Origin of the sequence: Methanobrevibacter sp., from assembly GCF_045120835.1 — an archaeon.
Lineage (GTDB): Archaea > Methanobacteriota > Methanobacteria > Methanobacteriales > Methanobacteriaceae > Methanocatella.
In genome coordinates, this window is sequence record NZ_JBGVFE010000012.1 from 1 (window position 1) to 12,158 (window position 12,158).

Here is a 12,158-nt window from a genome sequence, read left to right on the forward strand (position 1 = left end):
TGAACTTCACGTGCAATTTCTTCACAAACACAAAGTTCTTCAGGAAGCCCACATACATCACAGATTTTTGACATTTAATTCTCCTTCTGTTTTTCATTCAATATTGTAAGAACACGAGCAATTGTTCTTTTTAATTCTCTAATTTTTCCAGGGTTTTCAACAACCCCTGCAGCTGCATTTTTAGAAACATTTTTGGATAATTCAGTTCTGAGTTCAACTAATTTGTCTTGAATCTCATCAACTTCCATGTCCCAAATTTCTTTACTTCTTAAAATCGCCATTGTTCCAACTCTTTTAGATAATCAAATTTAATTATTTAACTATCATCTTCTTCTACTTCTTCAGTAGATTCTTCTTCAACAACTTCTTCTAATTCGTCGAGATCTTCAACATCCTCGATAATCTCTTCTTCTTCGATGATTTCTTCAGTTTCAACATCGATTTCTTCTTCAATGACTTCTCCGTCTTCTTCAATAGTCATTTTAGGAGGAAGAATTTCGACTGAATCAGGCAATACAGTTTCTGGAGGCATAATTCTTACATAAATACCTAATACACCAGGTTTTAATTCAGCAGTAGCAAAACCTTCTTCAACTAATCTGATTGAAGGTTCTCCACATTTTTTGATGTATCCTTCAACAAATTTAGCTACAGCAGACCTAGAACCTCTGATTTTACCAGAAATAGTGACTTCAACACCTTGAGCTCCAGCACCCATAATTCTGCGAATGGTAGAGTAAGCTACTCTTCTGAAATGCATACCTCTTTGTAACATGTTAGAGATTTTGTATGCCATGATTTTAGGGTTGAGTTCAGGAACGTCAACTTCTTTAACTTCAATTTGTGGATTTTCTAAACCGAATTCGGTTTTAAGAGTATTGGTAATAGCTCTAACATTTTTACCACCTCTACCGATAACCATACCAGGTCTTTCTGCATAGACAATAACCATGGTACCTAAAGGTGTAATTTGAACTTCCATACCACCGTATCCAGCTCTTTCAAGTTCTTTTTCTAAGTATTCATCAATTCTAGTTCTTCTAAGGCCTTCTTGAACGAAATCTTTTTCTATCATTAGTTAGCCTCCTGTAATACGATTTGAATATGAGTAGTAGGTGTATTGAATGGAGTCATTCTACCGAATGCCCTTGGGATGTAACCTGGAATTACTACTCCTCTGTGGGAGGAAATATGTTCAATGAATAATTTTTCAGTGTCCATACCTTTGTATTCTGCATTAGCTTCAGCATTTTCTAAAACTTTCAATATTTGTTCTGCAGCTTTTACAGGATATCTTCCAGCAGCCCATCCTTCTTGTCCTTTCCTGTGACCAACTTTTTTGTTGTGTCTTTTGAAAGGAACGGATTTTTTCATTTCAATTACATCTTCTAAGTAAGCTTTAGCTTTTCCTACTTCCATTCCTCTGATTGCACTGCAAATTTCAACACTGTGCTTAGGAGAAATCTTAAGAGATTTTGCCATAGCACGAGCAGTTTTTGCTTCATCAACTTCTTTATTATAAGCATATTTGTTAGCCATGTTCTAATCTCCTTATTTAAGTGGTACAAACATGGATGATCTTGTAGCACCCATACCTGGGTCTCCGTGTTGAACTCTTTTTCTAGTTGGTGCATATTCACCAAAGTAATGTCCAATCATTTCAGGAGCAATGGTAACTTCTACAAAATTTTGACCATCATAAATACCGAAAGTGGTTCCGACCATTTCAGGTATAACAATCATGTCTCTACAATGGGTCCTTACTACAACAGGACGACCATCTTTAGTTCCTTCTTTATTCAATTTTCTCATTTTATCCAAAACAATTTGTTGTCTTGGTAAGAATCCTCTTTTTAAAGATCTTCTTTGTCTTGCAGGGAGTAATTCCATTACTTCCTCTAAAGACATGTCCTGAAGCTCTTCAAGAGTATAACCTTTATATTTAAATACTTTTCTTGCCAATGAAACACCCTCTATCTATCTTTTTAAACCTGTTCTTTTAGCTGCAATTGAACCAACTTTTCTTCCTGGTGGTGCATGTCTTGAAACAGTGGTTGGACGACCAGGATGTTGTCTGTTACCTCCCCCATGAGGGTGATCAACAGCATTCATAGCTACTCCTCTTACAGTCATGAATTTCTTACCTTTAGCTTTATAAGCATGCCATCTTTTACCTGCTTTAAGGAATGGTTTATCTTTTCTTCCTCCACCAGCTACTACACCGATACTAGCACGGCAGTTAGGATTTAAGTATTTTAATTCCCCTGATGGTAATTCGACAACAGTTTGGTTAGCGTCATGAGTAACAACATTTGCGTAAGTTCCAGAAGATCTTACAAAACGACCTCCGTCTCCAGGAGTGTTTTCGATATCATAAATTGGAGTACCTTCAGGAATTTCAGCAAGTGGCAAAGTATTACCGAATTTAATAGGAGCAGAAATACCGCATTCAATTTCATCGTCAATCTGAATGCTTTCAGGTGCTAAGATATATTTCTTTTCACCATTTTCGAATTTGACTTCTGCAATAGGAGCTGTTCTTGCTGGGTCGTGAACAATATCAATAACTTTTCCTTTAATACTTCCTTCTTTTTCTAATGCATCGTAAGATCTGTATCTGATTTTATCTTTAAAACGATGAGAAGCAACACGGTGAGCAGGAGTTCCTCTTCCTCTTCTTTGATGGATTAATCGTTTACCCATATTTCATTCCTCCTTAGAATACTCCTAATCTGACAGCGATTTCTTCTGCCATTTCTTCTTCAACAAGTTTGATATATGCTACTTTTACACCTTTAGTAGTAATGTGAGTGTTAACTCTTTCTACTTTTTCTTCGTATAAATCTTCAAAAGCGTATTTGATTTGTTTTTTGTTAGCTTTACGATTTACAACAAAAGCGATTTCATTATTTAAATCGATTAAGTTCATGGTTTTTTCAGTAACATGAGGTTTAATAATAACTGAATATGAATCCATAATATCACCTTTTTATCCAATATTATTGGAATAAACCTCCTAACTTTTCAACGGCTGATTTAGTGTAAATAGTGAGTCTTCCTGGGTGAGTACCTGGTGCCAATAATTCAGCATTTAAGTTTTCAACAACCACAACATCTACACCAGCGTGGTTTCTTGCACCTAAGGAAATTCCTTTATCTTCACCGACTACAACGAGAGGTCCTTTTACTTTTTTGTATTTTCTTCCTCTTGTTTTACCTCTACCAGCTCTTATTCTTTTACCTTCTTTTGCACGAATGATATCATCGTAAACTCCTAAGCTTTGGAAAATTTCACGAGTTTGTTTAGCAGTTTTTACTTCTTCGATATCATCTTCAACAATAATAGGAACTTGGTCTAAATCATCCACTTTGTGACCTCTGTTTTCAACAAGCTCTTTGTTGACGGTTGCTGCAACAGCAGATCTGATAGCAAATCTTCTTTCTTTTATGTTGATTTTTTCGTGATGATTTTTTTCAGCTCTAGTAGGATGTGCTTGTCTACCACCAATAGCCATTGGTACAAAAGCTGCTTTGGAACCATTTTTAATCCTTGGTACTCTTGCAGTACCTCTACCTGAACCCCATCCTTTAGCGGAAGTTCTTTTACCTGCCATTGGGTCATTACCCCATGGTTGTACTCTAGCAGATTGTGCAGAAAGTACAGCTCTTTTGATTAAATCTGGTCTATATACTTCATCAAAAATAGCTGGAAGTTCAATATCTTCCTTGACTTCACCATTAATAGAATAAACATTAACTTTCATGATTATACCCCTTGTTTAGATTTTGTACTTATGTAGTTTATTTGAGGTATATCCTCAGTTTTCTTATTAGGTCTAATAGGTTGTCTTAAGATTACTAATCTTTTGGAAGGACCTGGTAAGGAACCTTTAACTAAGACATAATCGTTTTTGACAAGTCCGTATTTTACAAATCCGCCGTCTGGGTTGATTTCATCAACCTCATCAGCTGATGCGATTTTTAAAATCCTTTTGTTGAATTCAGTTCTTTTGTGGTAACCCATTTGACCTGCTTGAGCTACAGTCCACATGGTTCTTCTTGGAGTCCAAGGACCAATAGAACCGACGTGTCTACCTTTACCTGCCCTTACAGCTTTACCGTATTGAATTCTAATTCCCCATCTTTTTACTACACCTTGGAATCCTTTTCCTTTTGTAGTTGCAATTGCATCAACAAATTCGCCTTCATTGAAGATTTCACTAGCTTTTACTTCATTACCTAATAATTCTAATGCGGTATTTAATTTTTCTTCAGGATTTGCTCCACCGATTCCACATTCAAATATATCCGGTTTTTTCTTAGGTACGCTAGTTACTTTTGGATTTGTGTGTACTAAGACTCTAATTTCTTCTGTGTTTTCTAATGCACCTTGTATTTTTGCAATAGCTTCAGATTTATTGTATTCTTTTGGAAGAGAAATCTTCCTTGAAAGTTCTTGATCTAAATTGTCTGCAAGTACTTCGGTGATTACTTTCAAACCACGAGAAGTTTTTTCATAAGCTCTAATTCCCATTACTACGACTGGAGGTACTTCCAATACAGTTACTGGAGTGAAAACATCCATACCTTGAGTTGGAGAGTTTTTATCAGTATCAGTGACTAAAGCGTGAGTCATACCGACTTTATAACCTGCGAGGCCGAGTAATTTTGGTTCATCGATTTGTGGCCAAGATTTTATTCTTGGGGTTTCTTTAGCTGCTCTTTTTCTTGGACTAAAAGCAACAGACCCTTTTCTTGGCTGATGATGTCTAACCATTTAATTTAACCTCCTTATTAATATTTTTCCTTTATTTTTTAATTATTTTAATTTTTTTAATTTAATAATCAAATGAACGATTATTAAACGAGTTTGATGAAATAAATTCATCGAAATGATAAATAGCTACAAACAAGTCTGTAACTAGATAAATATCAAATTTCAATATATTCTATTGAGTTTAAGCTAATTGAAGCACAAACAAGAACATATTTAATGTATAAATCATTCTGTGCTAAGTTTATTTTTAGGAGAGTCCTAAAAATATTCATGTATAAAAAGTTGAGCAAGTAATCTATTAGTAGTGTAAAACTAATAATTTAAAGAGAATTAAAATCTCATAAAGTTAAATAAAGAAAGTGTAGCGCCAACAGCCTCTTCAGTTCTCACAGTTTCAGTTCCCTGTCCAGGAAGGGTATTTACTTTATATAAATCCCAGTTAGGATTTGAAACATCTTCTGCAATTGAAGAATAAGGGCCACCAAATAAAATAGCAATACTTTTACATTCATCTACTTTATGCTTTAATTCATCAAAAATAGAATCAATATAATCTCCATACCTTGTTGTTTCAACAACAAGATCAGGTTTAATTAATTTTAAGCTATTTTTAAGACTCTTATTAGAGGATATAACATTATATCCCCAGTAAACGTCATCTGGTTTATCAGGTGTGACAATTACTTCTTTCTTAGCTATTTTAGTAATCTTAAAGTCAAAAATCTTTTTGACAGTAAGTTGCTCTTTACAGAATGCAAGTTTATCCATACCAATATCAACAAAAGTTCCTTTCTTATTTCTCTTAACAGTGAACCCTTGTCTATAATCCCCCACGTCTGGTTGACTATTAACAGGATGATGAGGAGTCCTAAGTGGTGGAAGGATACCGACATGCTTAAGTTCGGCTTTTATAGGAATAGCTTGTTTCCTCAAATACTGAGGAGTATTCATATAATTTAAAACTTCAGCAATAAACGCTCCATCCTCTTCCCCATTTTCATTTTTATCATGGTTATCCTTATAAATAACCACATTATCTGCTTGAAAAATAGCTAAAGCTCTACCAATAATCCCTACTTTATAAGTACGGATTTTAAGATCTTTAGACTCAGAAAGAAATGAGTTTGGAATAAATATAGATAGCTCATCTTTATACATTAGTAATACATTTGGCATGTAAACTATATAAAGATTACCCTACATTTACATAGCTATCACTAAATAGACTTACACATTTACAAAATATTATATCAGTTATAATATCCGTAGCTCTTATATGCTACCAACTTTTTTATACTCAGAGAATATATTAATATGATATATATGCTATCCACTATATAAAGGTATTGTTTTTTTGATAAAAAAATGAGAATTTTTAAATTTTTAATTTATTTTAAATTTGCCCGAATAACAATTACATTAACATTTTGCTTTTCTTTTGTGTGAAAATCATAAATTCTAGGGATTGGAAAACTATACCTGAATATATGAGTAATTTCCAAATTATTGTCTCCATAGTATTTCATTAAAAACTCTTCGGTTGAAGCCATGTGAAATGAGTATAAAACATCGCATTCCAGATCGATTGCCTTTTGAATAAATTTTAAATCTGCACCAGATTGGGCGTTTTTCTGAGAACCAAAGGGAGGATTTTGAAAAACAGTATCTGCATTTAAAGGTTCATCAAAATCACATATGTCACCAACAATGAACTTTAAATTGTCAATCTTTAATTTATCCTTAATATCTTCTGCCAAATTAATGGATTCCTCATCAATATCTATACCAATTGATGAATTTGCACCCATCAATGCAGAAGCAATTGCAAAAACTCCAGTACCGCATCCCAAATCAATGACATTTTTGTTTTCAATATCTCCCAAGGCAAAGGCATTCCAAACTAAATCAGAGGCAATAACCGATGGAGTTGAATATTGCTCAAGACCAACTTTAGGATTTGGGTGAGACGGAATTGACTGAAGTCTCATTTCTAAATGTTTTTTACGGGTAATTTTTTTCATCTAAACAAATATTTAATATATCATGTAATATATAATTATACATAATAAAAAAATATTGAGAGGTTTCGAATGTTTGAAAAAATATTAATCGCAAATAGGGGAGAAATAGCAATTAGAGTAATGCGTGCTTGTCGTGAACTTGACATTAAAAGTGTAGCTATTTACTCTGATGCAGATAAAACTTCACTTTATACAAATTATGCTGATGAAAGTTATCCATTGGGAAATCCTTCACCTGCACAATCTTACTTAAACATTGAAAAAATCATGGATATCGCAATTGAATCCGGTGTGGATGCGATTCACCCAGGTTATGGATTTTTAGCTGAAAACGCTAAATTTGGTGAAGAATGTGAAAAAAATGGAATTAAATTAATAGGACCAAGTGGAGATGTAATCAACAAGATGGGGGACAAAATTACCTCCAAAGCCCTCATGAAAAAAGCGGGAGTCCCAGTCATTGAAGGAACCCCTGAAGGCATAACTGATGTTGAAGAGGCTAAAGAAATAGCCCGCCAAATTGGATATCCGGTTATTGTAAAGGCTTCAGCAGGTGGTGGAGGAATCGGAATGCGTGCAGTATATGAAGAGGAAGAACTTGTACGCGCAATTGAATCCACACAATCTGTTGCTTCAACCAACTTCGGCGATTCAACAGTATTTATTGAAAAATATCTCGAAAAGCCACGCCACATTGAATTCCAGCTTTTGGCTGATGAACACGGAAACGTCATACACGTGGCTGACAGGGAATGTTCAATTCAAAGAAGACATCAAAAACTCCTGGAGGAAGCTCCTTCACCAATTATGACTGAAGAATTAAGGGAGCAAATGGGTGGAAGTGCCGTTAAAGCTGCCGAATACATCGGATACAAAAGTGCAGGAACCGTTGAGTTCTTATATGACAACGGCGAATACTATTTCCTTGAAATGAATACCCGTATCCAGGTAGAACATCCAATTACCGAATTGGTTACCAATACCGATTTAATCAAAGAACAAATCAAAATTGCCAACGGTGATGAGCTGACCTACGATCAAAAAGACATTAAAGTAAACGGTCATGCAATTGAATGCCGTATCAATGCAGAAGATCCTCTTAATGACTTTTCACCAAACCCTGGTAAAATTACAGGTTACAGATCTCCTGGAGGACCTGGCGTACGTTTAGACAGTGGAGTCTACATGAATTATACCATTCCGACATTTTATGATTCAATGATTTCAAAATTAATCACATACGGAAGAAACAGAAACGATGCCATCAACAGAATGAAAAGAGCATTGAGCGAATACATCATTTTGGGCGTTAAAACTACAATTCCGTTCCATAAAGCAGTTTTAAGAAATTCCAATTTCATTTCCGGCGATTTGAATACCCATTTCATCGACACATATAAAAAAGGAATTGAAGAAGAGATGGTGAATGTTATTGCAGAAGATTTGGAATATGTAAACAAATTGAAATCAACATTCATGCCTGCTAAAAAGATTGCTGCAATTTCTGCTGCAATGGGAAGTTATTTGACTGATGCCAAAACTCAACAGATGCAGAAAAAATAATTCTCCTTGGAGACCATAATGAAACATGAAATAATCAGATTGTTGAAAAAAGAAGGGAAACTTTCTCAAGAAACAATTGATGAGCTCCAAGACACCAACATTCATGATTTTGCAGGTTTGGTTAAAGAAATCGGCAAGGGCAAAACTGAACATATTAAAGCTAGTGAAATCTCAAAGGATTTGGACACTAAATATGTTGGGAAAAACCTCTACATTTACAAGGAGGTTACCTCAACAAATACCATTGCCAAATTCTTATCCCAAACCGGTGTTGAAAACGGAAGCGTAGTTATTTCAGAAAAGCAAAGCTCGGCAAGAGGAAGATCCGGAAAATCCTGGGCATCCCCATTGGGCGGAGTATGGCTATCAATCATATTGGCCCCCGATGTTGATCACTCCAAACTTCCACTTATAACTTTAGCAACCGGCGTTGCCGTTGCAGAAACCCTTGAAAGGATAGGCATTGAAAATCCTGAAATCAAATGGCCAAACGACATCATCATAAATGACAAAAAAGTTTGCGGAATACTGACCGAAGCTGTGGCAAAATTCAATACTGTCGAAAATGTGATAATCGGCGTGGGCATTGATGCAAACATAGACCTTGGACAACTGCCCGAAGAGTTACGGGACGGAACTGCAACCCTTAAAAAAGAACTTGGCAGAGAAGTCGATGAAAACATTCTAATAAGAATCTTTTTAGAGGAATTTGAAAAAATCAGTGAACTTTTTAACCATGAAGGATATGAAAAGATTCTTAAGGAATGGAGAAAACGTTCATATACTATCGGCAAAATCGTGGAAGTTAGAAAACCTTTCAATAAATATTATGATGCTTACGTAATCGGCATCTCAAAAGAAGGTGCGTTGATTGTTGAAAAAATTGACGGAACCCTTGAAAAAGTAATTTCTGGAGAATGCATTATTAAAAACTAAATACAATCTCTCTGCATTTTTCTTCATTTGTTATTACATCAAGCAACATTTCAAATGAAGATTCTATTTTTTTTGATAATTCATCTAAATCTAAATTGAATGCATCACTTGTTGATAAATCGAATCTTATTGTAGCAGATGCACCCGGCATTCCGACAGCAGGAATGGTAATGATTCCATACTCCCTTAACAAAATAAATGAAAATATGAATGCCAAATCATTATCTGACAAATTATGAGAAACTTTAATTTCACCTGACAAATCTTCTGGAGTGATCATGACCCCTGTTGGTGTCTTTTTAAAATTATTAAAAGTTGAAGACAAAAGCTCAAACAGCTGATCCTTTCTGGTAAAACTATTAATCAGATTATCTTCATTGAAATTCCTAATACCATTCAGCATGGCAAGAACAGCAGGGGGCTGTGCCTCAAGACCGAATTGATTGACCTTAACTTTTATCTCATCAATCAAGTCCCTGCGACCGGCCATAAGTCCGCCTCTTGGACCTGGCATTAATTTGTCGGTGCTTGTAATTGCAATATCCGCTCCCAAATCGCATGCCTTTGCCTGGCCGAATACAACTGTTCTGAGTCTCGCTCCAGATGCATCGTCGACCATGACAGGAATGTTTTTTTCATGTGCCATTTCAATTACCTGCTTGAATTCATCTTCATCAATCACTTCATGGTCCATTGTAGAACCGGTAATTACAACCAATGAAGTATTTTCAGGTATTGAAAACTCCTCAAAAATGTCAGTTTCGGTGTAATTTGCACCCACCAAACTGCAACTGCGAGGTATTGATGGATGAGCAGGCAATTTCGCAAGATAATGCACTACATGAGAATCTTTCTGAACTAAAGTTAAAATAGTGGCCAATATTCCTGAAGAAGTTCTATTCAATGGCAGAACTTTTTCGCCACCCATATGGGATATTCCCACATCCTGAAGTGCATCTTCAAAAATCGCCGGACCCACATAGGTTTCCAAAAGACTAATTTCAGAAGGACTTGCAATAAATCCTCCGGACAATCCGGTTAAATCAAATAAAAAAGACCTGCCTCTATTTTCAACGATGTCCTTGATAACGGATAAAGCAGTTTCCCTTTTTTTGACTTCTTCTAAAGAATTATTAACTATCATCTAATCAGAATCATCCAATTCCAATTTGAAATCATCAAAGAATTCAATGATGGACTTTAATTGTTTTTCTGTAATCTCAACATTGGTATATTCTTCATCTTCAGGAATTCCATAGAAATAATCTGCAAACAATACTTTACCGTTAGGGTCTGTGATAATGGTAATTCCATCGGTAAGCTTATCCGGATTTTTATTTTGGAATTCGATTTCTAAAGAGACTCCCAATTTTTCTGAAAATTTCTCTTTTTCTTCAGGTTCCCTGTTGGATTTTCTAATTTTTGCCATTCTTGATTTTAATTTTTTCTCAGCAAGTTCACTAATATCCGCCATAAATTTCACTTCCTCAAATTATATCATACAAATAAGAATAATTTAAAATATACTATAAACTAATCTAATATATAAGTATTATTATTGAAATTAATCATATAAACTATTACCTTCACTATCCATTGCAACAATAAGCGGTCCGAAATCCTTCACTTTCAAATTCCACATTGCTTCAGGCATGCCCAAGTCCAGCCAGTCGACACTTTCAATCTCTTCAACTGCATCAACATATAAAGCAGCACACCCGCCGGTAGCAACAACATATAAAGCCTCGTTTCGAATCAATGCCTCACGAACGTTATCATCCATCCCACCTTTGCCTATCACAATCTTTACGCCCATATCCAAGACTTCACTTTGATATGGATTCATTCTCATGGAAGTGGTCGGTCCAATTGCCACCATATCATATCCATCGTCATTTTCGGTTATGATAGGTCCTGCATGGAAAATTGCAGCCCCCTCAATATCCAATGGAGCTCCCTGCTCTATAATGCGTTTGTGAGCCTGATCCCTTGCAGTTACAATATTGCCTGTCAAATAAACTACATCTCCAGCTTTCAGTTCATTTAAATCTTCATCTTTAATTGGAACATTTAATCTTTTTTCCATTTATCCACCTTTAATCTTTATTAAAAACATAACTATGAATATATAAAATTTTTTGATTTAATAAATTTAATGGCAAAAGACGATATAAAGAAAAATCTCAAGTAAAAATAATCTGCATTAACCACATCATTTCTCCGTTTAAAGAGTGTCACTTCTTCAAACCACATTAAACTTAAATATTCATAAAAATAATATATCATCATGACTTTCATGAACAATACCGCAAATATAAAACAGTTCCAACTGATTAAATTCATTAATGAGAACTGTGATGATGACCATGCGATATCAAAAATTACAATAGTGCTTCGCAGGGACAAAATAGAAGCTCCCTATTATATGATTACCAAAATAAGTCTGTCCTCCTGTATTGACAAACCGGATAATGGAGTTATTCATGCAATGGATATGTTAAACCATACCAGAAGGCATAACTTAACTGAAGATACGTATAATGAAATCAAATCACTGATTACTGACAACACCCATGAATCCGATCTGGTGAAAATCTCAAAAAAGGAGAGCCAGCTGAACATGGTTTTAATGTCCAGAAATGATGAGGAATTCAGCAATCTCTTTAAAAACTATGGAGAACTTTTCGATAAAATAGATAATTTGGTTGATTAGAAAATTAACTTGGCCAATGGATAGAAACATACCCTGAAATAATATAATGATAATGTGAGCAAATTCTATATTATATGCCCACAGCGATTGGTGAAATGCATTATTGATTTGACAAATTTAATATATCTGTTATGACTAATAATCTAAT

The 12,158-nt window shown here is 34.9% G+C and carries 16 protein-coding genes and 1 pseudogene; 3 read left to right on the forward strand and 14 right to left on the reverse strand.

The window, feature by feature from the left end; genetic code table 11:
- The 11 genes and pseudogenes from ACJMLO_RS01315 to ACJMLO_RS01365 all read right to left on the reverse strand — a co-directional run.
- Positions 1-74, reverse strand: a pseudogene (locus tag ACJMLO_RS01315) (stress response translation initiation inhibitor YciH); the annotation flags it as partial.
- Positions 75-281 (reverse strand): 50S ribosomal protein L29, encoded by a 207-nt coding sequence (rpmC, locus tag ACJMLO_RS01320; protein WP_296872751.1) that lies wholly within the window; start codon positions 279-281, stop codon positions 75-77. It lies immediately after the preceding pseudogene.
- A gap of 35 nt (positions 282-316) precedes the next feature.
- A complete protein-coding gene (locus ACJMLO_RS01325) occupies positions 317-1,075 on the reverse strand; it encodes a 30S ribosomal protein S3 (RefSeq protein WP_405293154.1) in 759 nt (252 codons plus the stop codon).
- The gene (locus ACJMLO_RS01330) at positions 1,075-1,539 is read right to left on the reverse strand and encodes a 50S ribosomal protein L22 (protein ID WP_405293156.1); all 465 of its coding nucleotides are present in this window, start codon (positions 1,537-1,539) and stop codon (positions 1,075-1,077) included. The genes ACJMLO_RS01325 and ACJMLO_RS01330 overlap by 1 nt, the downstream gene beginning before the upstream one ends.
- A gap of 12 nt (positions 1,540-1,551) precedes the next feature.
- Positions 1,552-1,962, reverse strand: a complete 411-nt coding sequence (gene rpsS / locus ACJMLO_RS01335; RefSeq protein ID WP_405293158.1) for a 30S ribosomal protein S19 — start codon at positions 1,960-1,962, stop codon at positions 1,552-1,554.
- Positions 1,963-1,977: 15 nt separating this feature from the next.
- Entirely contained in the window at positions 1,978-2,703 is a 726-nt protein-coding gene (locus tag ACJMLO_RS01340; protein WP_405293160.1) for a 50S ribosomal protein L2, read from the reverse strand.
- 13 nt (positions 2,704-2,716) lie between these two features.
- The gene (locus tag ACJMLO_RS01345) at positions 2,717-2,977 is read right to left on the reverse strand and encodes a 50S ribosomal protein L23 (RefSeq protein ID WP_405293162.1); all 261 of its coding nucleotides are present in this window, start codon (positions 2,975-2,977) and stop codon (positions 2,717-2,719) included.
- Positions 2,978-2,999: 22 nt separating this feature from the next.
- On the reverse strand, positions 3,000-3,764 hold the full coding sequence (gene rpl4p / locus ACJMLO_RS01350; RefSeq protein ID WP_405293164.1) for a 50S ribosomal protein L4: 765 nt from the start codon (positions 3,762-3,764) through the stop codon (positions 3,000-3,002).
- 2 nt (positions 3,765-3,766) lie between these two features.
- Complete coding sequence (gene rpl3p / locus ACJMLO_RS01355) at positions 3,767-4,777, reverse strand: 50S ribosomal protein L3 (protein ID WP_405293166.1); 1,011 nt, start codon at positions 4,775-4,777, stop codon at positions 3,767-3,769.
- A 330-nt stretch (positions 4,778-5,107) separates the two neighbouring features.
- Complete coding sequence (locus tag ACJMLO_RS01360; RefSeq protein WP_405293168.1) at positions 5,108-5,935, reverse strand: putative RNA uridine N3 methyltransferase; 828 nt, start codon at positions 5,933-5,935, stop codon at positions 5,108-5,110.
- A 230-nt stretch (positions 5,936-6,165) separates the two neighbouring features.
- Complete coding sequence (locus tag ACJMLO_RS01365) at positions 6,166-6,798, reverse strand: METTL5 family protein (protein WP_405293171.1); 633 nt, start codon at positions 6,796-6,798, stop codon at positions 6,166-6,168.
- Positions 6,799-6,867: 69 nt separating this feature from the next.
- On the opposite strand from ACJMLO_RS01365, the gene ACJMLO_RS01370 reads away from it, so the two are divergent.
- On the forward strand, positions 6,868-8,361 hold the full coding sequence (locus ACJMLO_RS01370) for an acetyl-CoA carboxylase biotin carboxylase subunit (protein ID WP_405293174.1): 1,494 nt from the start codon (positions 6,868-6,870) through the stop codon (positions 8,359-8,361).
- 18 nt (positions 8,362-8,379) lie between these two features.
- On the forward strand, positions 8,380-9,297 hold the full coding sequence (locus ACJMLO_RS01375; protein WP_405293177.1) for a biotin--[acetyl-CoA-carboxylase] ligase: 918 nt from the start codon (positions 8,380-8,382) through the stop codon (positions 9,295-9,297).
- Here ACJMLO_RS01375 and ACJMLO_RS01380 read toward each other — a convergent pair.
- From ACJMLO_RS01380 to ACJMLO_RS01390, 3 genes are all read right to left on the reverse strand, one after another.
- Positions 9,287-10,441, reverse strand: coding sequence for a TIGR03576 family pyridoxal phosphate-dependent enzyme (locus ACJMLO_RS01380; RefSeq protein ID WP_405293180.1), 1,155 nt, complete (start codon positions 10,439-10,441; stop codon positions 9,287-9,289). The genes ACJMLO_RS01375 and ACJMLO_RS01380 overlap by 11 nt on opposite strands.
- Positions 10,442-10,771 carry a hypothetical protein gene (locus tag ACJMLO_RS01385; RefSeq protein WP_405293183.1) on the reverse strand — a complete coding sequence of 110 codons (330 nt, stop codon included), beginning with the start codon at positions 10,769-10,771 and terminating at the stop codon, positions 10,442-10,444.
- Between the two features lie 90 nt (positions 10,772-10,861).
- Positions 10,862-11,383 carry a FumA C-terminus/TtdB family hydratase beta subunit gene (locus tag ACJMLO_RS01390; protein WP_405293185.1) on the reverse strand — a complete coding sequence of 174 codons (522 nt, stop codon included), beginning with the start codon at positions 11,381-11,383 and terminating at the stop codon, positions 10,862-10,864.
- A gap of 201 nt (positions 11,384-11,584) precedes the next feature.
- Here ACJMLO_RS01390 and ACJMLO_RS01395 point away from each other — a divergent pair, with 201 nt between their 5' ends.
- Entirely contained in the window at positions 11,585-12,010 is a 426-nt protein-coding gene (locus ACJMLO_RS01395) for a hypothetical protein (protein ID WP_405293188.1), read from the forward strand.
- Positions 12,011-12,158: the final 148 nt, after the last annotated feature.

Coding starts and splice junctions, on each gene's coding strand:
- ACJMLO_RS01395 (WP_405293188.1), top strand. CDS start 11,585: ATGACTTTCATGAACAATACCGCAAATATAAAACAGTTCCAACTGATT.
- ACJMLO_RS01370 (WP_405293174.1), top strand. CDS start 6,868: ATGTTTGAAAAAATATTAATCGCAAATAGGGGAGAAATAGCAATTAGA.
- ACJMLO_RS01330 (WP_405293156.1), bottom strand. CDS start 1,539: ATGGCTAACAAATATGCTTATAATAAAGAAGTTGATGAAGCAAAAACT.
- rpl3p (WP_405293166.1), bottom strand. CDS start 4,777: ATGGTTAGACATCATCAGCCAAGAAAAGGGTCTGTTGCTTTTAGTCCA.
- ACJMLO_RS01365 (WP_405293171.1), bottom strand. CDS start 6,798: ATGAAAAAAATTACCCGTAAAAAACATTTAGAAATGAGACTTCAGTCA.
- ACJMLO_RS01360 (WP_405293168.1), bottom strand. CDS start 5,935: ATGTATAAAGATGAGCTATCTATATTTATTCCAAACTCATTTCTTTCT.
- ACJMLO_RS01390 (WP_405293185.1), bottom strand. CDS start 11,383: ATGGAAAAAAGATTAAATGTTCCAATTAAAGATGAAGATTTAAATGAA.
- rpmC (WP_296872751.1), bottom strand. CDS start 281: ATGGCGATTTTAAGAAGTAAAGAAATTTGGGACATGGAAGTTGATGAG.
- ACJMLO_RS01380 (WP_405293180.1), bottom strand. CDS start 10,441: ATGATAGTTAATAATTCTTTAGAAGAAGTCAAAAAAAGGGAAACTGCT.
- ACJMLO_RS01340 (WP_405293160.1), bottom strand. CDS start 2,703: ATGGGTAAACGATTAATCCATCAAAGAAGAGGAAGAGGAACTCCTGCT.
- ACJMLO_RS01325 (WP_405293154.1), bottom strand. CDS start 1,075: ATGATAGAAAAAGATTTCGTTCAAGAAGGCCTTAGAAGAACTAGAATT.
- rpl4p (WP_405293164.1), bottom strand. CDS start 3,764: ATGAAAGTTAATGTTTATTCTATTAATGGTGAAGTCAAGGAAGATATT.
- ACJMLO_RS01345 (WP_405293162.1), bottom strand. CDS start 2,977: ATGGATTCATATTCAGTTATTATTAAACCTCATGTTACTGAAAAAACC.
- ACJMLO_RS01375 (WP_405293177.1), top strand. CDS start 8,380: ATGAAACATGAAATAATCAGATTGTTGAAAAAAGAAGGGAAACTTTCT.
- ACJMLO_RS01385 (WP_405293183.1), bottom strand. CDS start 10,771: ATGGCGGATATTAGTGAACTTGCTGAGAAAAAATTAAAATCAAGAATG.